This window comes from Variovorax sp. PDC80 (assembly GCF_900115375.1).
In the GTDB taxonomy this organism is placed as follows: Bacteria; Pseudomonadota; Gammaproteobacteria; order Burkholderiales; family Burkholderiaceae_C; genus Variovorax.
This window is the reverse complement of sequence record NZ_FOWG01000027.1, coordinates 26,924-46,818: the sequence shown is the minus strand read 5'-3', so window position 1 is coordinate 46,818 and position 19,895 is coordinate 26,924. Positions and strand designations below refer to the sequence as shown.

Genomic DNA, 19,895 nt, shown 5'->3' with positions numbered 1-19,895 from the left:
TTAAGTCTTGCGACTTGTTCCGAAGAACTTACGCAATTACCTTCAAACGCCCACGCTTATCGGCTGTAATTTTTTAACGATCACCGAAGCAACTTATCGTTTACTTCGTCTTGCTCGCTGCGATCAGCGAAGCCTTGTAGTCTAACACGATTTTTAAAGAACCGTCAAACTTTTTTCAACCTCTTCACCCTCAAACCCCAGCAGAACAACTTCCGTCATCCGCCGCTGAAGCCGTCCAGCGAAGCCCTCGATTATGCACAGATTTTTCAACTTGCGTCAACTTCGAGAGAAGTTTTTTCGACTGCTTCATCAACCTGCCCTCGGCTTTCGCCTTCGGGCCTGTCGACCTGATTTGCGTTGCCGCATCGTCAGCCGAGCCAGCGAGTATATGCCATTTATCCAGCCCTGCAAGAGCGCTGCAAACAAATCGACCGCCCGGCTTTCCTGCCTGCGGCAGCGCTACGCGCTGCCGCAGGCAGAACAGGCTCCTCGGATAATCCGCCCCACATGGCACTCATCACACTCCTCGACGCCCAACTGGCGTTCGGTCACGTCCCGCTGCTCGATCACACGGACTTCTCCCTTCTCGAATCGGAGCGCATCGGCCTGATCGGCCGCAATGGCGCGGGGAAATCCTCCCTGCTCAAGATACTGGGGGGACTGGAGAAGCCGGACGACGGCGCCCTCCAATACCAGCAGCACCTGCGCGTCTCCTATGTGGCGCAGGAACCCGCCCTGGACATGGAGGCCGACGTGTTCACCGCCGCCAGTGCCGGCCTGTCCGAGGTGATCGCCGTGCGGGACCTCTATCTATCGGGCGCAGACGGCCTGGACCTGGACGCCCTCCAGTCCCAGATCGAGGCCTTCGATGCCTGGAACTGGGAGCAGCGTGTCGAAGAGACGCTGCATCGCCTCCATCTGGACCGCAATGCCCGCGTCGGCAACCTGTCGGGCGGTACCCGCAAGCGGGTGGCCCTGGCCCAGGCCCTGGTCGCGGCACCCGACGTGCTCCTGCTCGACGAGCCCACCAACCACCTGGACCTCGACTCCATCGAGTGGCTCGAACAGCTGCTGATCGACTTCAAGGGCAGCGTGGTCACCGTGACCCACGACCGCAGCTTCCTGAACCGCGTCGCCACCCGCATCGTGGAGCTCGACCGCGGCAAGCTCGGCTCCTACCCAGGCAACTTCGAGCAGTACCTGCTGCAGAAGGAAGAACAGTTGGCCCAGGAGGCGGTGATCAACGCCAAGGCCGACAAGCTGCTGGCGCAGGAAGAGGTCTGGATCCGCAAGGGCGTCGAAGCCCGCCGCACCCGCAGCCAGAGCCGCATCGGCCGCCTCGAGGCCCTGCGCGCCAACCGCACCGCCCGCCGCGAGGTGCAGGGCAGCGTCAACATGGACGTGGCCACCGGCCAGGCCAGCGGCAAGATCGTGGCCGAGCTGACCGAAGCCTCCAAGTCCTTCGGCGAGAAGACCGTGATCCGCAACTTCAGCGGCACCATCCTGCGCGGCGACAAGATCGGCCTGCTCGGCCCCAACGGCGCGGGCAAGACCACGCTGCTCAAGCTGATCCTCGGCGAGCTCGAACCCGACAGCGGCAAGATCCGCCGCGGCACCAACCTCGAGGTCGCCTACTTCGACCAGATGCGCGACAAGCTCGACCTCGACGCCACGCTCGAGGACTTCATCAGCCCCGGCAGCGAATGGATCGAGATCGGCAGCCAGCGCAAGCACGTCAAGAGCTACCTGTCGGACTTCCTGTTCTCTCCGGCGCGCGCCAACTCCCCGGTGCGCTCCCTGAGCGGCGGCGAGCGCAACCGGCTGCTGCTGGCGCGCCTGTTCGCCCGCCCGGCCAACGTGCTGGTGCTCGACGAGCCGACCAACGACCTGGACATCGACACGCTGGAACTGCTCGAGGGCCTGCTGCAGGACTACGACGGCACGGTGTTCCTCGTGAGCCACGACCGCACCTTCCTCGACAACGTGGTGACCAGCACCATCGCCTACGAGGGCGACGGCCGCTGGCGCGAGTACGAGGGCAGCGTGCAGGACTGGCTGATCCAGTCCCGCCGTGCGCGCGAGATCGCCGAGCAGCGCCTGGCCGCGGCCGCCACGCCCGCCGTGGCGCCGCCCCCGCCTGCCGCCAGCGCTGCCAGCCCCGCGCGCCCGGCCGCGCCCCCCGCCGGAGCGCCGCGCAAGAAGCTCAGCTACAAGGAACAGCGCGAGTTCGACGCCCTCCCCGCACTGATTGAAGCGCTGGAAAGCGAGCAGAAGCGCGTCGCGGAAATCCTGGCGCTCGACGGCGGTGCGATCTACGCCACCGACGCCTCGCGCGCCACCGAGCTGGCGGCCCGCCATGCCCAGATCGACGACGAACTGCTGACTGCGATGGAGCGGCAGGAAGAACTGGGCGCCAGCCGCTGAGTCCGCGTGCCGTCCGACGCCGGACGGCCGCGACCTCGGCTATACATGCGGCACCCAGTCCAGACAACAGAAAGCGCCGGGGGAGTCCACCGCATGCCGTTCATTCCAGCGTACCTCGGTCGTTCGACGGCGGCGGCCCTGCTGCTCGTCCTCGGCGCCTGCGCCCAATTGCCCCAGAACGTGGACCGCCCGGTGTCCACCGCGCTGGCCGCCCCGGCCGGCACGGCCCTGGCCACGCTGGTCCAGGAGCGCCGCCGGGCCGATGCGGCGCGCTACGAATCGGGCTTCCTGCTGCTCGCGGGTCCGCAGGCGGCCTACGGCAGCCGGCTGGCGCTGATCGACGGCGCCCAGAAGACGCTGGACCTCCAGTACTACGCCATCCACGTCGATGCCAGCACCGGGCGCCTGGTGCGCGGCCTGCGCGCCGCAGCCGAGCGCGGCGTGCGGGTGCGCATCCTGCTCGACGACTTCCACAGCACCGGCCGCGACGCGCTGGTGCTGGGCCTGGCCTTCGTGCCGAACATCGAGCTGCGGCTGTTCAACCCGCTCGCGGGCGCGCGCGGCTCGACCTTCAGCCGGCTGCTGAACTCGGCCGGCGACGCCTCGCGCATCCAGCAGCGCATGCACAACAAGCTGTTCCTGGCCGACAACGTGCTGGGCGTGACCGGCGGGCGCAACCTCGGCGACGCCTACTTCGGCAATTCACTCAACGGCAACTTCATCGACGTCGACGTGCTCGCGGCCGGCCCGATCGTGCAGGACCTCTCGCGCAGCTTCGACAGCTACTGGAACAACGAGCGCGCCTACCCGGCGCAGTCGCTGGTCTCGCGCGAGGAGCTGCAGGCGATCCGCGATCGCGCGCGCCAGACCGACCAGGAGCTGGCCGAGGAATCGGCCCGTGCGCGCGACCCCGCCACCGCGACCTCCGGCGACCAGCCCAAGCCGCCCGACGGCGAGCCCCGTCCCGACGGGCCGCCCACCGCCGAGCAGCGCGCGCGCGCCTGGGACGAGAAGCCGCTCGACCTGCGCAGCGCCCGCTTCGTCTGGGCGCCGGCCGCGATGCTGGCCGACCAGCCCGGCAAGATCCCGGCCGACGTGCCCGGCGGCCCGGACGGCGCGCGCGCGCCCGGCCTGGTGGTGAGCCAGCCCGAGGACAAGGCCGGCGTGTCGCGCAGCGCGGCCGCGCTCACGGCCGACTCCGACCTCGCGGCCGGCAGCGAGACGGTGGTCGAGGGGCTGCTGCAGCTCATCGGCCAGGCGCGCTCCGATCTGCTGATCATCTCGCCCTACTTCGTGCCCGGCGCCGACATGAAGCAGGCCTTCGCCGCCGCCCGCGCGCGCGGCGTGCGCATCCGGGTGCTGACCAATTCGCTGGCCTCGAACGACGCGCCGGTGGCCCACGTGGGCTACGCGCGCCATCGCGAGGAGCTGCTGAAGATGGGCATCGGCCTGTACGAGCTGCGCAGCGAGCAGGCCGGCCTGGGCAGCGCCTTCGGTGGCTCCACCGGCTCGACCGGTGGCAGCAGCGTGACCGGCGAGTCGCGCGCGATGCTGCATTCGAAGGTGCTGGTGATGGACGGCCGGCTGCTGGTGGTCGGCTCGATGAACCTCGACCTGCGCTCGCAGCTGCAGAACACCGAGATCGCGCTCTTGATCCGCAGCACCGAGCTGTCGCGCCTGGCGGCCGAGCAGATCGAGCGCGGGCTGCGCGAGCGCGCGTGGCACGTCGAGCTCGTCGACGGTTCGCTGGTCTGGCACGCGCCCGAGGGCAGCGGCCTGCCCGACAGCCGGACCGAGCCCGATGCCAGCCTGAGCCTGCGCCTGCTGCTCAAGCTCTTCGGGCCGCTGGCGCCGGACCAGTTGCTCTAGTCCGACGCCACTTCGACCGCTTCAACCGCGTCAGTGCTTGTGCTGATGCGCGGCCCCGCCCGCGTCGGCGCCGGCCGGCGCGCCCACGGGCAGCGTGACGTCGAGCGCGGTCTTCACGCCCTTCGCGTCCTCGAACTTCAGGGTCAGCGGCACGTTCGTGCCCTTGGCGACCGCACCCTTCAGGTCCATCAGCATGACGTGGAAGCCGCCCGGCTTCAGTTCCACCGTCTGGCCGGCCGGCAGGTCGAGGCCGGCGCTCAGCTCGCGCATCTTCATGGTGTCGCCTTCCATCTTCATCTCGTGCACCTCGGCCACGCCGGCGGCGGGCGTGGAGATGCTCACGAGCTTGGTGCCCGTGGGCGAGGTCAGCTTCATGAAGGCGCCGGTGCCGCTCTGGCCCGGCACCGACTGGCGCACCCAGCCGTCGCGCACGTCGACCGTGGCCACGCCCTGCGCCACCACGTCCAGCTTGGCGGCCGGACGCTTCAGGCCCGCGGTGGAATTGCCCGAGGCCGGCACCTCGGCCCAGTCGGCGCTGCCCACGTCGCAGGTCTGCAGCACCTTGAACCACAGCGTGCCCGGCGTGGCCGGCGCCTTGCCGCGCACCACGAACTCGGCCTTCTCGCTGCCGGGCAGCGCGGCCTGCGCGTTCTCGGCGGTCCAGCGCACCTCGCCGCCGGCGCCCTTCTGCACATCGAGCTTCCAGCCCTTGCGCGCCTGCGCCTCGCTCAGCACGAAGCCCGCGGGCAGCTTCACCGCCAGGCCGGTGGTGGCCTTGGCGCCTTCGCAGGCATGGCCGACGCGGAAGGCGGCGTCGTAGTCGCTGCCCACGGTGACGCCGCCGGGCGGCAGCGTGACATGGGCCAGCACGGCGGCGGCGCTGCCGGCCAGCAGGACGGCGGCGGCGACGGTGCGCAGGGTGAGGTGACGGTTCATGAGAGGTACTCCTTGAGGAAAGACGGTGAAAGACAGGGCAGGCGTCAGAGGTCGAACTTGAGTTCGCTCACGTAGGTGCGCTGCGGATAGGGGTGGAAGGCCCAGTACTTGTTGTTGTTCAGGTTGTCGATGCCGAAGGATGCGCTCCATTGGCGGTCGATGCGGTAGCGCACGCGCAGGTCGGCCACGAAGAACTTCGAGAAGCCCATGTAGGCGAAGCCGTTCGGATCGCTGTTGTCGAGCGTGCCGTACTGCTTGCCGCTGTAGCGCATGCCCAGGGTGTAGCTCCAGTTGGCGTCGGGCCGGTAGGTGGCCAGCAGGGTGGCGCGCACCTTGGGCACGCGCGGCTGCTGCTGGCCAACGCTGGCCGGAAAGCCGCGGTTGGCCGTGATCTTCGAGTTCGCGAGCGTGAGGCTGCCGCCGAGGTCGAGGCCGCGGATGCCGACGTCGGTGGCGTTCAGCGCCACCTCGAGCCCGCGGGTGCGGATGGCATCGACGTTCTGCACCGTGCTCACGAGGTTGGTCAGCGCCTGGCTGTAGAGCGCGTCCTTCGTGCGCTCGAAGAACAGCGTGGTGCGCAGCACGCCGTCGAGCCCCCAGCCGTCGAGGCCGCGCTCGGCGCTGAGCTCGGTGGTCCACGAGCGCTCGGGCCGCAGGTTGGGGTCGGTGTTGACGATGCGGTTGCCGTCGATCGAGCCCTGGTAGAGCTCGCTCACGGTCGGCATGCGCACCGCGCGGCCGGTCGAGGCCTTGAACAGCCAGTCGGACGTGGCCTGCCAGGCGATCGCGGCCTTGGGCGAGTCGTAGCTGTTCCTGCGCGGCGCGAAGTCGAGCAACCGGGTCGCGTTGCCGAGCTGGCCGCCCCAGGCCTCCCAGCGCTCGTGGCGCAGGCCCAGGGTGGTCTTCCAGTCGCGCGCGAAGCGCCAGGTGTCCTGCAGGTAGAGCGACTGCAGCCGCGTGTTGCCGTTGAAGGCCGAGAACGGCGTGACCGGCGGGCCGCCGATCCAGTCGAGGGTGTTGCCGACGCTGGTGCGCAGCTTCGCCGTGTCCTGCTGGAAGCCGAAGTCGACCACGTGCGCGCCCACGCCCTCGGCCGAGCCGGTGGGCCGCCAGGTGCCCGCGGCCTTGAAGGTGTGCCAGCCGCTGCCGCCCATGTCGGTGGTGCGGCCCGGCCCGCCGAGGAAGGCGCCGGGCAGCGGCGTGGTCGGCGTGCGCGAGGTGTCGCTCGCGTAGTCGAACAGGCTGGCCGCCACCTCCCAGTCGAACACGCCGCCGCTGTGGCTCTTGACCGAGAGGCCGTGCATGTAATGGGTGAGCCGGGTCTCGGTCGGCACCAGCGCGCCGCTGGGTGCGTCGAGGTTGTAGCTGCGCCCGGCGATGTTGACCCGCCCGCCGTAGACCGGCTGGCCCAGCGGATCGCGCAGCCAGGTGTCGACGCTGCCGTGCGTGGTGTTGTTCCAGGCGCCCAGCGTGTAGGTGGCGCGCACCGTGGGCGAGAAGTCGTAGGCCAGCTTGAGCTTGGCCTGTTCCTGCGTGGTGTCGTAGATGGTCGCGCCGCCGACCAGCCACCAGGGCTGGTTCGAGGGATTGAGCCCCAGCACCGCGCCGGTGACCGGGGTGCCGGCATTGCCGAGCGTGCCCGCGCTCAGCAAGCGGTTGCCGAACACCAGCGCCTGGCCCTTGCTCTGGGTGCGCGAGGCGCTGAGCCACCACGACCAGTCGCCGCTGCGGCTGCCCAGCGACAGGTCGAGCTGCTGGCCGGCCGGCGAGGAATGGCTGTTGTAGAGGTCGAAGTTCGAGACGAAGCCGCTGAGCTTGACGTGGGCCTCGAACTTCTCGGGCATGCGCGTCACGTAGTCGACCACCGCGCCCACCGAGTTGCCGGGGTAGGCGGCCGAGAACGGCCCGTACAGCACGTCGACGCGCTCGATCTCCTCGGGCGAGACCATGCCCCAGCGCGGCGCGTAGGTGGCACCGTTGCCCAGCGGGTTCGACAGCATGATGCCGTCGGCATAGACCATCGAGCGCGCGCTGTTGCCGGTGCCCGAGGCGCGCGTGGCGAGCACCGCGTGGTTGAAGTCGCCGATGTAGCGCTTGCGCACGACCAGGCTCGGCAGGTACTTGAGCGCGTCCTCGCTGTCGGTGGCGTTCACCGTCTCGACGATCTGCGCGTGCGTCGTGCCTTCGATGGTGGTCGGGATCTGCGCCGGCAGCGAGGTCGGCCGGCCACCGGTGACGGTGATGGCGCCGAGCGCGCGCTCGGCGCCGGGGGCCGCGTCAGCCGATGGCGCCGGCGCGGTTTGCGCCCAGGCGGGCGCGCCGAGCGAGGCGCTCAGCGGGAATGCCATGGCGATCGCCACGGCGCGGGAATGCTTGTTCACAGGGAGGCTGCTCCACGAAACGCTGGCCAGGAAGGACCGGAGACGCCCGTCGAACAGGCGCATCCAGCCATGGACTCGAGGGTTTCAGGAGCGCGAAGGCGGTCCGCGCGCGGGCAGCGGCGCCGCGGTGGCCGCGGCCAGGCGCGCGGCGGGAATCGGCTGGAGCACGCGCCCCAGCGGCAGGGGAAGGTCGAGGGTGGCGACCGGCGGCACCGGCGGCGGCGCGCCGGTCAGCACGCACAGCGGGCAGTCCATGTGCGAGACGCCCATTTCCTGCACGCCGTCCTCGGTGTGGACCACCGCCTTGACGGCGCCGGCGCTCGAGCAGACCAGCTCGATCGCCTGCGGATGCACCAGCGGCGAGGCGATGGCCGCGCCCACCGAGAGCGCGAACCACAGCAGCACCCAGCGGCCGGCGAGGCCGAGGAAGCGGGTGTGGCGGCGCATCAGGTGCATGGCGGGCGCGATTATCGGCGCGTTTTGGACGCGGCGGGCTTGGAGGACGCCTTCGCGGCCGGCTTGGCCGTCGACTTGGCCGGTGCCTTGGCCGCCGGCTTGGTGCCCTTCGGCGCCGCCTTGCCGCCCTTGGCCGGCGCCACCGCACGCGCGCCCGCCTTGCCCCGGACCGGCGCGGCCTTGGCCGTGCGGCCACCGCGCGTGCCGCGCGCCGAACGCACGGGCGGTGCCGCCGCGGCTTCGGCCTCGGGTTCCTCGGCCGTTGCGGGCAGCGTGCCGCGCTCGCCCGGCAGCACCTCGGACACCGTGAAGCCCTGCGCCGCCAGCAAGGTCGGCAGGCCCTGCGCGCCGATCATGTGCAGCGCGCCCACGGCCGCGAACACCCGCTGGCCGCCCTCGTGCATGCGCGTGATGCCGGCCGCCAGAATCGGGTTGCGGTCATCGAGCAGCCGCTTCATCAGCCGTTGCTCGGCCGGCGTGCGCATGCAGTCGCACCATTCGGGGAAGCGCGCGAGCCGCGCGAGGTCGCCGCGCGCCCAGGCGTCGGCCAGCTCCTTGAGCTGGGTGCGCAACTGGCCCGACTCGAGTTCGTCGAGCGCCGAGTCGATCTGCGCCGCCTCCTCCTCCTCGGAGCCGCCGGTCAACATCTCGAGCTGGGCCGCCGGGTTCTCGAGCGCGAACACCGGCTTGTTGGCGTTGCGCGCCCACACGGCCAGCATCTCGTCGATGCCGAAGTCGGGATAGAGGCCGTCGGCCCGCCCGGCCAGGCCGGTCAGCGCCGTCACCTGCAGGATCGGCTGCAGCGCCGCGTTGGCGCCCGGCGTCACGCAGGCGATCTCGTTCTGCCGCGCCAACCGCTGCGCGCGCTCGCCGCTGAGCAGCCGTGCGACCAGCGCCGGGTCGGCCGGCTGGGTCAGCGGCTTCATCGCGGCGGGATCGCGCACGTCGATCTCGAGCGCCAGCGCGTCGCTCTGGCCGAGCGCGCGCTGCACGGTCGGGCCGGGGCGCAGCCAGGGCGCGCGCCCGAGGTGGATGGTGCCGTACAGCCACGAGGTGCGGCCGTCCTTCTCGATGCGCCACAGCAGGCCACGGTCGGCGCCGCTGCGCTGGTCGCTCGAACTGCGCGAGCGCTCGAGGCTGCCGATGGCCGAGGGCGGGCAGGCCGCCTGCGCCGCCACGCCGGTCAGCGCGCAGCAGGCGCCGACCAGGGCCGGCAACGCGCCGCGCGCCCAGGAGAAGGGGAAACGGAAGGACGAGAGGAAAGATGAGGAGACCAGGCGCATGCGCCGTGCCGACCGATCGGCCGGCTTGTCGATTTCGCGCCTCGGTGCAACCAGTGCCCGGAGTATCCGCAAGGCTCGCTCCATGAAGAAAGAAAGTCCGGCATTACAACAGCACCGCTGCCCATAATCCGGAACATGCAGAGCATCTTCCATCTCGCCTTCCACGTGCGCGACCTCGACACCGCACGCCGCTTCTATGGCGAGGCCCTCGGCTGCACCGAAGGCCGCAGCACCGACACCTGGGTCGATTTCGACTTTTTCGGCCACCAGATCTCGCTGCACCTGGGCGAACCCTTCGCCACCACGCGCACCGGCCGCGTCGGCGATGCGATGGTGCCGATGCCGCATTTCGGCATCGTGCTGGCCCTGCCCGACTGGCAGGCACTGGCCGCGCGGCTCGAGGCCGCCGGCACCGACTTCGTGCTCAAGCCCCAGGTGCGCTTCGAAGGCCAGCCGGGCGAGCAGTGGACCATGTTCTTCTGCGACCCCTTCGGCAACCCGATCGAGGCCAAGGGCTTCCGCTCGCTCGACGCGCTTTACGACAAGTGACCCACGCTCCGGTCCGGCCGGTCGATGTTCCGCGGCTCGCGGCGCGGCTGGCCCTGGCCGCGACGCTGGCCCTGCCGCTGCTGTTCGGCGCCACCGCCGCGCGCGCGGCGCAGGACTGCGAGCTCAACGGCCAGCCGATCAACCCCGCCAACGGCGGCGAGACCGCGCGCAAGACCGGCGTGCTGCGCTGCAAGGACCGCGGCAGCGGCCAGCTGCTGCGCGAGGAGCAGATCCAGAACGGCGTCTTCATGGGCCTGGTGCGCGTCTACGAGAACGGCCGGCTCGCGAAGGAGCACACGCTCAACGCCAAGGGCAACATGCACGGCCTGGCGCGCGAGTTCGCGCCCGGCGGCCAGGTGCTGCGCGAGGCCACCTACGACGACGGCCAGGAGCGCGGCCTGGTGCGCAGCTTCTATCCGGGCGGCAAGCTGCGCCGCGCCAGCTTCTATCCCGACCAGGGCGGCGACCGGGCCTCGGCCGAATTCACCGAGCGCGGCCAGCTCTCGGCGCTGCGCTGCGGCAACGCCCCGATGCTGGCGCCCGCGGCCGACGATGCGCGGCTGTGCGGCTTCGGCGGCGCGCCCTCGCAGGTCGAGCTGTTCGACGCGCGCGGCACCCTGCGCTCGCGCCAGTCCTACCTGGCCGGCAAGCGCGTGCGCACGCAGGATTTCTACGACAACGGCAAGCCCTCGCAGCTCGACGAGATCAACGGCAACCAGCGCACCGAGCGCCAGTTCTCGTCCGAGGGCGTGAAGCGCCGCGAGACCGTGTCGCTGCTGGGGGCGGCACGCTCGGCGATCCGCCTGCGCGACCAGGAGTTCTCCGAGCGCGGCACGCTGGTGCGCGACCAGCGCTGGAACAGCGCCGGCGAGCCGATCGGCGACGACAGCTACTACCTCAACGGCCAGCCGCACACCAAGTCGGTCTACAGCGGCGCGGGCAATGCGCGCACGGTGCTGGTCACCGAGTTCCACGACAACGGCCAGCGCGCCGCGCTGGGCCGCTACCTCGTGGGCGGGCGCGGCGCGCGGCAGCTGCCGCAGGGCACGCACCAGCGCTTCGACGAGAAGGGCACGCTGGTCGCCGAATCGAGCTTCGACGCGCGCGGCCGCGTCACGCGCGAGCGCAGCTGGGACGAGAACGGCGAGCTGGTGCGCGACGACGAGGTGTTCGAGGACGGCTCGCGCAAGGCCTACGCGCGCTGAGAGCCGCCCTCCGGGGCGATCAGTCGAGCTTGATGCCTGCCTGCTTGATGATCGGGCCCCAGCGGTTCGATTCCGCGCGCGACAGCGCCGCGAACTGCGCGGGCGTGCCGGGCATGGCTTCCATGCCGAAGTCCTCGAAGCGCTTCTGCACCTGCGGATTGCCGAAGGCGCGGTTGAGGTCGCCGTTGAGCTTGTTCACCACCGCCGCGGGCAGGCCGGCCGGGCCGAGCACGCCCTGGAACGCGAACACCTCGGAATTCGCGACGCCCACCTCGGCCAGCGTCGGCACCTCGGGCAGCAGCTTGCTGCGCGCGCCCGAGCCGATGGCCAGCACGCGCACCTTGTTGGCCTTCATGATCGACAGGCCCGAGGCCAGGTCGAGGAACATGCACGGCACCTGGCCGCCCATCACGTCGGCCATGGCCGGCGCCGCGCCGCGGTAGGGGATGTGGGTGATGAAGCTGCCGGTGCGCACCTTGAACATCTCCATCGCCAGGTGGTGCGGCGAGCCGTTGCCCGGCGAGGCGTAGTTGACCTTGCCCGGGTTGGCCTTCACGTAGGCCAGGAACTCCTTGAAGGTCTTGGCCGGGAAGTCCGGGTGCACCACCAGCGCCAGCGGGAACTTGCCGATCGCGCCGATGTAGCTGAAGTCCTTCTCGGGGTTGAAGGGCAGCTTGCCGAACAGGTGCTCGTTGAAGGCCAGCACCGCGTTGTCGGCCGACAGCACGGTGTAGCCGTCGGGCTTGCTCTTGGCGACCATGTCGGCGCCGATGTTGGTCGAGGCGCCGGGGCGGTTGTCGATCACGATCTGCTGGCCCAGCGTCTGGCGCATGGCCTCGGCCAGCGCGCGCGCGATCACGTCGGTGCCACCGCCCGCGGGATAGGGCACCACCCAGCGGATCAGTTGCGAGGGATAGTCCTGCGCGCGGGCGAAGGGCGCGGCAGCCACGGCGGCGCCCGAGGCGAGCGTGGCAAGGAGGGTACGGCGGTCCATGAGGGTCATCTCCAGGTTGTCATTCGGTTGCGGACAGCGATGGTACGGGCAGCGCATGCAGCGCGTCGGCCAGCGCGGCGCGGCAGCGCGCCTCGTCGCCGACCTGCTCGAACAGCAGCAGCGCGAGCCGCGCGAGAAACAGCGATTCGCGCTCGGCGCCGGCCTCGCTGATGGCGTTCGCGCAGTCGGCGTAGAGGCGGTCGCGGGCCTCGGGGGCCAGGGTGGGAAGTGCGGTGGTCATGCGGCGAGGGGCTCCAGTTGCACGGCGGCGGCCGCGCGTTCGAGCGCGCGCGGCAGCGCGCCCGCGCTCAGGCGGCGCCAGCGCGCGGCCACGTGGCCGTCGGGGCGCAGCAGGTAGACGGCGCCCTCGCGCGCGCCGAGGGCCTCGAACACCCGCGCGTCGGCATGGGCATCGGCGGGGCCGTCGGCCGCGATCGTGCACAGCGCGAACGGCAGGGGTCCCTCTTGCGCCCGAGCGATGTCGTCGGCCGGCAACTCGATGGCGGCGCCCTGCGCGGGCCGCAGCACCAGCAGCGTGAAGCGCGCGCCGATCCGGTCGGTGAGATGGCCCTGCGCGAGCTGCTGCTCGGGCATCGCCTCGCCGGGCAGCGGGCCCGCGGGCAGCGCGTCGCCGTCCTCGCTCGACAGCGGCGAATCCTCGTAGCGCACCGCCTGCGTCTGGCGCGGATTGATCAGCTGCGCGATGCCGCGGTGCGCGCCCGACAGCGACAGCGCGGCCTCGCGCAGCAGGTCGAAGCCGCGCGAGGGCGGCGACATGAACTCGGTGCTGCGCATCGCGTTCTCGGCATTGACGTGGAAGGCGGCGATGCGCTCGGTGGAGTAGCTGTCGAGCAGCGCGGCATCCGACAGCCCGCGCGCCACGAAGGCCAGCTTCCAGGCCAGGTTGTCGGCATCGTCGAAGCCCGAGTTGAGGCCGCGCACGCCGAAGATCGGCATCGCATGCGCCGCATTGCCAGCGAACAGCACGCGGCCGTGGCGGTAGCTCGCGAGCGTCATCGCGCCGGCGCGGTAGACCGAGGTCCAGACCGTCTTCCACGGCAGGTGGCCTTCGCCGATGGCGTCGAGGTGGCGCTGCACGAACTCGGCCACGGCCGGCGGCTGCAGCGCCTCCTCGGTGCTCTGGCCCGCGCGCAACTGGTAGTCGATGCGCCAGATGTCGTCGGGCTGCCGGTGCATCAGCACGGTCGAGCCCGGGTTCCACGGCGGGTCGAACCAGGCGCGGCGCTCGGTCGGGTGGCCGCTCCTGAGTTCGATGTCGATGATCACGTAGCGGCCTTCGTAGCCCGTGCCCTCGAGCGCCAGGCCCAGCGTCTTGCGCACGAAGCTCTGGCCGCCGTCGCAGGCCGCGAGCCACTGGCCGCGCAGTTGGTACTCGCCCTGCGCGTTGCGCGCCTCGAGCAGCACGCCCGCGTCGTCCTGCGAAAGGCCGGTGAGCTCGGTGCCCCAGCGGATGTCGATCAGCCCCGGCGCCGCGACGTTGCGGCGCTCGATCTCCTCGAGCAGGTAGTGCTCGGCGTAGTACTGCTCGAGGTTGATCATCGGCGGCAGCTTCTGCCGCGCGTCGTGCGGCATCTCGAAGCGGAACACCTCCTCGGTCTTGTAGAAGCTGCGCCCGCCGGTCCACGGCAGGCCCTTGGCCAGGAAGGCCGGCAGCACGCCCAGCCGCGCCATGATCTCCAGGCTGCGGCGCGAGATGCAGGCCGCGCGGCTGCCCACGCAGACCGTGTCGTCGGCCTCGAGGATCACGCTGCGCACGCCATGGTTGGCGAGCCCCAGCGCGAGCGCCATGCCGACCGGGCCGCCGCCCGCGATCACCACCGGATGGCTGCCGCCCGCCACGGCCTCGAGGCCGTCGGCCGCGAGCGCCGGCAGGCGCACCGGGTAGCGCGTGTAGTCGAAGGCGCCGACCGAGGGCGGCAGGCCGGCCGCTGCCGGCGGCAGCGGTCCGCCGGCGGCGTCGCCGGGGCGCGCGGCCGGCACAACCGGCGCGGGGTTCGAGAGAGCAACGGGGCGGTTCATGCCCGGGATTGTCCCGACGCGCCCGGCGCCGCATTGTCATAACTTCGTACGAAGTGTTTACCCGAATCCCCCGCCCTCTCCCCGCCCCATGAAACGCTGGCGCCTTCCGGCCGCGCCCGAGGCCACGCTGTCCGCCAGCGTGGTCGGCGACGTGCTCGCCGGCGTCGGCACGCCGCACCTCGCGGCCAGTTACCTCGCCGCGATGCAGCGCGTGATGCCGGTCACCTTCTGCACCGTGTTCGCGGTCGGCGCCAGCGGCCGTATCGAGACCGTGTCGGCCGCCAGCAGCTACGGCAGCACGGCGGAACGCACGGCCGAGCGCTACGTCGCGCAGCGCTTCGACCTGCTCGATCCCAACATGGCGTGGCTGGCCGCGCGCAAGCTGCCGCGGCGCGCGCAGCTGTGGCTGGGCCACCAGCTCGGCGACGAGGTGGCCGACCCGGCCTACCGCGCCGCCTGCTATGGCGACGTCGGCATCCGCGAGCGTGCCTCGGTGCTGTTGCTGCTGCCCACGGGCCAGCGCGTGGCCGTGAGCTTCTACCGCAGCCTGGCGCAGCCCGAGTTCGGCGCCGCCGACTTCGCCGTCATCGAGCGCCACGCCACCCTGCTGGCCGACGCCACCACCGCCCATGGCCGCAGCGCCGTGGCCGCGCGCGAGGCCACGGCACCGGCGCTGGCCTCGCGGCTGCTCACGCTGAGCCTGCGCGAGCGCGAGGTCATCGGCCACCTGATGGCCGGGCGCACCGCGAAGGAGGCGGCGCGCGAGATCGGCGTCGAGCTCACGACCGTGCGCACCCACCAGTACCGGGCGTTCCGGCGGCTGGGGATACGGTCGCAGAAGGAATTGCTGCGCGGCTGGCCCGCGGCGCAGTGAGGCGGGCCGTTCAGTCCTCGGAGGCCTGCGCCTCGGCCGCGTCGTCGGGCACGGCCACCGGCGCGGGCTTCGCGGCCTCGTCCGCCGCCGCCTTCGCGCGCCCGCCCGGCGCCACGATCTCCTGGTCGATCGCGCCGAACATCGAGCGGCCGTCGAGCCCCTTCATCTCGATGCGGATGGTGTCGCCGTAGCGCATGAACTCGGTCGACGGCGCGCCGTCCTGGATGGTCTCGATGCAGCGCTTCTCGGCGATGCACGAATAGCCGCGCGGCCATTCCATGCGGCCGTTCTTCTCCACGCCCTTGTTGCTCACGGTGCCGCTGCCGACGATGCTGCCGGCGCGCACATTGCGCGTCTTGGCGACATGGGCGATGAGCTGGCCGAAGTGGAAGGTCATCTCGGGGCCGGCTTCGCACAGGCCGACCTTGCGGCCGTTCCAGTTGCTCTGCAGCGCGAGGTGCACGCGGCCGCCGGCCCAGGCCTCGCCGAGCTCGTCGAGGGTCACGGCCACGGGGCTGAAGGCGGTGGCGGGCTTGCTCTGGAAGAAGCCGAAGCCCTTGGCCAGCTCGGCCGGGATCAGGTTGCGCAGGCTGACGTCGTTGGCCAGCATCACGAGGCGGATGCCGTCGAGCGCCTGCTCGGGCGTGGCGCCCATCTTCACGTCGCCGGTGATGACCGCGATCTCGGCCTCGAAGTCGATGCCCATGGCCTCGCTGGGCACGACCACGTCGTCGGTCGGGCCGATGAAGTCGTCGCTGCCGCCCTGGTACATCAGCGGGTCCTGGTAGAAGCTCTCGGGCACCTCGGCATTGCGCGCCTTGCGCACCAGCTCGACGTGGTTGAGGTAGGCCGAGCCGTCGGCCCACTGGTAGGCGCGCGGCAGCGGTGCCATGCACTGGGCGGGATCGAAGGGAAAGGCGTGGCGCGCGCGGCCCGCGTTGAGCGCGGCGTACAGGTCCTGCAGCTGCGGCGCCATGAAACCCCAGTCGTCGAGCACCTGCTGCAGGCGGTGGGCGATGCCGGTGGCGTAGTGGGCGAGCGTGAGGTCGCGCGACACGACGACGAGCTGGCCGTCGCGGGAGCCGTCCTTGAGGGTGGCGAGTTTCATGGTGCGGTGCTGGGAAAAAGGCGACGGGGCGCCGCGCCGGGCCGCGCGCCGCTCCCCTAAACTGGTTGGACGGGCGGCAGTGTACCGAGGTGGCTTCGATGAACCTCGGCGGCGACGCCCACTCCACCTTCCATGCCGACGACCGTCGCCCCGCCGTCCTCCGCCCTGGCGCCCTCCCCGGTGCCCTGGCGGCCTTCGTGGCGGGCGCTGGCGCTGCTGATCCTGCTGGTGGCGCTCGCGCACATGGCGCTGCTGGGCCTCGCGCCGGCCGGGCTCGGGGCCGAGCCGGTGTCGCCGATCACCAAGTTCAGCACGCGCACGATCGTGATCGCGCCGCCGGTGGCCGAAACGCCCGCGGCGGCGCCGCCACCGGCCGCGACGGCACCGCCCGCGGCGACCAAGCCGCTGCGGCCGCGCGCGGTGCATGCGCCGCGGCCGAAGCCCGATCCGGTCCCCGCGGCGGCCTCCCCCTCACCCGACCCCGCGCCCGAGGCCACGGCGCCCAAGGATCCCGAATCGCCCGACCTGGTGGCGCAGGCTGCTCCCGATTCAGGAGCAGCCCCCACGCCCGAGCCGCCCGCCAGCGCGGCCGTCGCCCCCTCGGCCACGCCAGCCAGCGCCCCCGCCGCCGGCACCGGCGAAGCGACCACCACGATGGCCGGCACCCAGTCGCTGCGCATCCCGGGCTCGGTCACGCTGGATTTCGAGGCCACGGGCCAGATCGGCGCCTCGCCGCAGCGTGGCGTGTTCGGCGAGCTGGTGTGGCTGCACGACGGCACCCGCTACGACGGCCGGCTCACGCTCAAGGCCGTCTTCTTCACCCTGCTGAACTGGCGCAGCACCGGCCAGATCGGCCTGTCGGGCCTGGAGCCCGAGCGCTATTCCGAGAGCCGCAAGGCCGAGGTGGCCTCGCATTTCGCGCGCGATCGCGGCGAGGTGGTGTTCAGCAACAACGCGCCGCCCGTACCGCTGAAGCCCGGCGCGCAGGACCGCATGAGCGTCATGATGCAGCTCGGCGGCCTGCTGGCGGCCAGCCCCGAGCGCTACCCGGCCGGCACCCGGATCGCGATCCAGACCGTGGGCGCGCGCGACGCCGACGTCTGGGTGTTCGTGGTCGGCGACGAGGAGAAGCTGAGCCTGCCGGCCGGCGAGTACCTGGCACGCAAGCTCACGCGCGATCCGCGCAAGCCTTTCGACCGCAAAGTCGAGCTCTGGCTGGCCCCGGCCTACGGCTACCTGCCGGTGCGGATCCGCCAGACCGAGCCGAACGGCGACTTCGCCGACGCCCAATTGCGCAAACCCCTACCCGCCGCATCGGCCGGTTGATGCGAAAAAGCACGCATCCAAACGTTTTAATGGCAACACGACAACCCATCTTGAAACTGGCGCGTTGATTGCTATGTAACCCTCATGAACGCCCTCGACATCCTCACAGGCCCCGCCATGAACATGCTTTACGACTCGGATTCCTTCGTCGTCGTGCACGTGCAGCCGAACGAAGGCGAAGTTCCGGCCGAACCCAACGTGCCGGTGCTCGAGCGCCACGGTTTCGAGATCGTCGACAAGCGTTCCGGCAAGGAGCTCTATCTCGACGGTTCCTGGGCCGAGCTGTTCCGCCAGCAGATCGCGGCCTGGCAGCTCAACACCCCGACCCAGGAAGAGGTCGAGGACACGCTCGAGGGCTATGCCGAGCTGGCGCAGACGCCGCTGCTGGTGCACTGAGCCGAGCCCCGTGCCAGTAACAAAGCGCCCCGCGGGGCGCTTTTTCTTTGGGCCTTAGCGGTAGATCCAGCGGAACATCGGGCCCACCAGCAGCAGCACCGCCACCAGCCGGCAGACCTGGAACGCCGTCACCACCGGCACGCCGAGCTGCAGCACCTTGGCCGTGATCGACATCTCGGCGATGCCGCCCGGCGAGGTGCCGAGGATCATGGTCGCCGGATGCAGCCCGGTGGCCCAGGCCAGCAGCCAGGCCACGCCGGCGCACACCACGAGCATGGCCAGCGTGCCGAGCGTCACCGAGCCGAGCCAGCGCGGCGCGGTGTGCAGGAACTCGCGGCTGAAGCGCACGCCCAGGCTGACGGCGATCACCAACTGCGCAGCATTCGACATCCAGCCCGGCACCGCCGACAGCGACAGCCCGGCGACGGTGAAACCCATCGCGACCAGCAGCGCCCCCATGAACCACGGGTTGGTGCGGCCCAGCGCGCGCATCGCCAAACCGCCCGCGCCGGTGGCCACGGCCAGCAGCGCGAGGCCGCCGGGGTTCACCTCGCGCGCGCTCGGCGGGCTGATCTCCAGGCCGTGCAGCCCGCTCCACTGCATCGCGAACGGGATCGTCACCGTGACGATCAGCACGCGCAGGCTGTGGGCCGCGGCCACCAGGTCGGTGCGCGCGCCCTGGGCCTCGGCCAGCAAGGTCATCTCCGAGGCGCCGCCGATCGCCCCCGCGAAGTAAGTCGTGGCTCTCATGGAACGCTCCGGCACCTGGGGCATGCGCGGCGCATGCAGGCCGTAGAGCCAGCGCCCGAAGCCCCAGCCCAGCAGCAGCGCCCAGGCGATCGCGAGCACGATCGCCCACCAGACGCTGGCCACCAGCGCGACCACGTGCGGCGTGAAGTACAGGCCCAGCGCGGTGCCGATGGTCCACTGCCCGGCATTGCGCAACGGCACGTGGCTGGCCATGGGCGCGCCAGCGATCGAGGCCAGCGACACCGCCAGCAGCGGGCCGATCATCCAGGGCAGCGGGGTGTGGAGCGCGAGGCAGATCTGGGCCGCCACGAAGGCGAGCAGCAGCGTGGCCAGCACGCGGACCGGGAAGGAAAGGGACACGCGGAACGGACGGACAGGCGGTAGGGGCAAAGGACGGCAGCGCGCGCGGCGCCGTTGCGTAGTATGGCGCGATGTCTTTCGCGCACCGGCCCGTCTCCTCCCTCCTGCTTGCTCTTCTCGGCAGCACCCTCATCGCCGGCTGCGCGGGCTGGCCCGGCGGCGCCGAGGCACCCGACGCCCCCATCGCGCGCCGCGTCGAGGCCCTGCTGCCCACCGACGCCCTGCTGCTCGGCGAGCAGCACGACGCCCCCGAGCACCATGCGATCGAGCGCGAGACGGTCGAGGCGCTGGCCGCGCGCGGCCGGCTCGCCGCGCTGGCGCTCGAGATGGCCGAGGAAGGCAACGGCACCGCCCACCTGCCGGCCGCGGCCACCGAAGCCCAGGTGCGCACCGCGCTGAGCTGGAACGACAAGGCCTGGCCCTGGGCCGACTACGGTCCGGCCGTGATGGCCGCGGTGCGCGCCGGCGTGCCGGTGGTCGGCGCCAACCTGCCGCGCGCGCGCATGAAGGACGCGATGGCCGACGTCTCGCTCGACGTGCAGCTCAACGGCGAGGCCTACACCGCACAGCAGGACGCCGTGCGCGAGGGCCACTGCAAGCTGCTGCCCGAAGCGCAGATCGTGCCCATGACCCGGATCCAGGTCGGCCGCGACCGCGCCATGGCCCAGGCCATCGTCAAGGCGCGCCAGCCGGGCCGTACCGTGCTGCTGATCGCGGGCGCGGGCCATGTCGACCGCCAGCTCGGCGTGGCGCAGCACCTGCCGAACGAGGTCTCGTTCAAGGCCGTGCGCCTGCTCGCCGCGCCCGCCGGTGCCGACGCCACCTCGGCCGGCTACGACCGCACCTGGCGCACGCCGCCGCTGCCCGAGAAGGACTACTGCGCGGAACTCCGCAAGTCGATGGGCCCGGCCAAGAAGTCCTGAGCGACCCGGACGTGCGAAGGC

At 71.3% G+C, this 19,895-nt stretch carries 17 protein-coding genes; 8 read left to right on the top strand and 9 right to left on the bottom strand.

Features of this window, described 5'->3' with window-relative positions; all coding sequences use genetic code 11:
- Nucleotides 1-507 precede the first annotated feature (507 nt).
- Nucleotides 508-2,424 carry an ATP-binding cassette domain-containing protein gene (locus BM109_RS40285; RefSeq protein ID WP_093356049.1) on the top strand — a complete coding sequence of 639 codons (1,917 nt, stop codon included), beginning with the start codon at nucleotides 508-510 and terminating at the stop codon, nucleotides 2,422-2,424.
- 93 nt (nucleotides 2,425-2,517) lie between these two features.
- Nucleotides 2,518-4,293, top strand: a complete 1,776-nt coding sequence (locus BM109_RS40280) for a phospholipase D family protein (RefSeq protein WP_093356046.1) — start codon at nucleotides 2,518-2,520, stop codon at nucleotides 4,291-4,293.
- Nucleotides 4,294-4,323: 30 nt separating this feature from the next.
- Here BM109_RS40280 and BM109_RS40275 read toward each other — a convergent pair whose 3' ends face one another.
- From BM109_RS40275 to BM109_RS40260, 4 genes are all read right to left on the bottom strand, one after another.
- Nucleotides 4,324-5,229: a copper chaperone PCu(A)C domain-containing protein gene (locus BM109_RS40275; RefSeq protein WP_093356042.1), complete on the bottom strand. Its 906-nt coding sequence runs from the start codon at nucleotides 5,227-5,229 to the stop codon at nucleotides 4,324-4,326.
- A 44-nt stretch (nucleotides 5,230-5,273) separates the two neighbouring features.
- Nucleotides 5,274-7,577 carry a TonB-dependent receptor gene (locus BM109_RS40270; RefSeq protein ID WP_093356061.1) on the bottom strand — a complete coding sequence of 768 codons (2,304 nt, stop codon included), beginning with the start codon at nucleotides 7,575-7,577 and terminating at the stop codon, nucleotides 5,274-5,276.
- Nucleotides 7,578-7,694: 117 nt separating this feature from the next.
- On the bottom strand, nucleotides 7,695-8,066 hold the full coding sequence (locus BM109_RS40265) for a DUF2946 family protein (RefSeq protein ID WP_093356039.1): 372 nt from the start codon (nucleotides 8,064-8,066) through the stop codon (nucleotides 7,695-7,697).
- Nucleotides 8,067-8,077: 11 nt separating this feature from the next.
- The gene (locus tag BM109_RS40260; RefSeq protein ID WP_093356037.1) at nucleotides 8,078-9,349 is read right to left on the bottom strand and encodes a TraB/GumN family protein; all 1,272 of its coding nucleotides are present in this window, start codon (nucleotides 9,347-9,349) and stop codon (nucleotides 8,078-8,080) included.
- Nucleotides 9,350-9,484: 135 nt separating this feature from the next.
- Here BM109_RS40260 and BM109_RS40255 point away from each other — a divergent pair, with 135 nt between their 5' ends.
- Nucleotides 9,485-9,898, top strand: coding sequence for a VOC family protein (locus tag BM109_RS40255; protein ID WP_093356034.1), 414 nt, complete (start codon nucleotides 9,485-9,487; stop codon nucleotides 9,896-9,898).
- The gene (locus BM109_RS40250; RefSeq protein WP_143129348.1) at nucleotides 9,895-11,103 is read left to right on the top strand and encodes a toxin-antitoxin system YwqK family antitoxin; all 1,209 of its coding nucleotides are present in this window, start codon (nucleotides 9,895-9,897) and stop codon (nucleotides 11,101-11,103) included. Before BM109_RS40255 ends, BM109_RS40250 begins: the two co-directional genes overlap by 4 nt.
- Nucleotides 11,104-11,122: 19 nt before the next feature.
- Here BM109_RS40250 and BM109_RS40245 read toward each other — a convergent pair whose 3' ends face one another.
- Genes BM109_RS40245 through BM109_RS40235 form a run of 3 tightly spaced genes read right to left on the bottom strand, consistent with a single transcriptional unit; the run spans nucleotide 11,123 to nucleotide 14,137 of the window.
- Entirely contained in the window at nucleotides 11,123-12,097 is a 975-nt protein-coding gene (locus BM109_RS40245; RefSeq protein WP_093356057.1) for a Bug family tripartite tricarboxylate transporter substrate binding protein, read from the bottom strand.
- Between the two features lie 19 nt (nucleotides 12,098-12,116).
- Complete coding sequence (locus tag BM109_RS40240; RefSeq protein WP_057597424.1) at nucleotides 12,117-12,338, bottom strand: hypothetical protein; 222 nt, start codon at nucleotides 12,336-12,338, stop codon at nucleotides 12,117-12,119.
- Complete coding sequence (locus BM109_RS40235) at nucleotides 12,335-14,137, bottom strand: FAD-dependent monooxygenase (protein ID WP_093356032.1); 1,803 nt, start codon at nucleotides 14,135-14,137, stop codon at nucleotides 12,335-12,337. The genes BM109_RS40240 and BM109_RS40235 overlap by 4 nt, the downstream gene beginning before the upstream one ends.
- Before the next feature lie 88 nt (nucleotides 14,138-14,225).
- Between BM109_RS40235 and BM109_RS40230 the strand changes: the two genes are divergently transcribed.
- Nucleotides 14,226-15,011 (top strand): response regulator transcription factor, encoded by a 786-nt coding sequence (locus BM109_RS40230; RefSeq protein ID WP_093356030.1) that lies wholly within the window; start codon nucleotides 14,226-14,228, stop codon nucleotides 15,009-15,011.
- Between the two features lie 10 nt (nucleotides 15,012-15,021).
- Here BM109_RS40230 and BM109_RS40225 read toward each other — a convergent pair whose 3' ends face one another.
- Complete coding sequence (locus tag BM109_RS40225; RefSeq protein WP_256223120.1) at nucleotides 15,022-16,119, bottom strand: fumarylacetoacetate hydrolase family protein; 1,098 nt, start codon at nucleotides 16,117-16,119, stop codon at nucleotides 15,022-15,024.
- 132 nt (nucleotides 16,120-16,251) lie between these two features.
- Here BM109_RS40225 and BM109_RS40220 point away from each other — a divergent pair, with 132 nt between their 5' ends.
- Nucleotides 16,252-17,445, top strand: coding sequence for a DUF3108 domain-containing protein (locus tag BM109_RS40220; RefSeq protein ID WP_093356027.1), 1,194 nt, complete (start codon nucleotides 16,252-16,254; stop codon nucleotides 17,443-17,445).
- 117 nt (nucleotides 17,446-17,562) lie between these two features.
- Complete coding sequence (locus BM109_RS40215; protein ID WP_057597632.1) at nucleotides 17,563-17,841, top strand: BTH_I0359 family protein; 279 nt, start codon at nucleotides 17,563-17,565, stop codon at nucleotides 17,839-17,841.
- 54 nt (nucleotides 17,842-17,895) lie between these two features.
- Here BM109_RS40215 and BM109_RS40210 read toward each other — a convergent pair whose 3' ends face one another.
- The gene (locus BM109_RS40210; protein ID WP_093356025.1) at nucleotides 17,896-18,951 is read right to left on the bottom strand and encodes an AbrB family transcriptional regulator; all 1,056 of its coding nucleotides are present in this window, start codon (nucleotides 18,949-18,951) and stop codon (nucleotides 17,896-17,898) included.
- A 71-nt stretch (nucleotides 18,952-19,022) separates the two neighbouring features.
- Here BM109_RS40210 and BM109_RS40205 point away from each other — a divergent pair, with 71 nt between their 5' ends.
- Nucleotides 19,023-19,874: a ChaN family lipoprotein gene (locus BM109_RS40205; protein WP_093356021.1), complete on the top strand. Its 852-nt coding sequence runs from the start codon at nucleotides 19,023-19,025 to the stop codon at nucleotides 19,872-19,874.
- Nucleotides 19,875-19,895 lie beyond the last annotated feature (21 nt).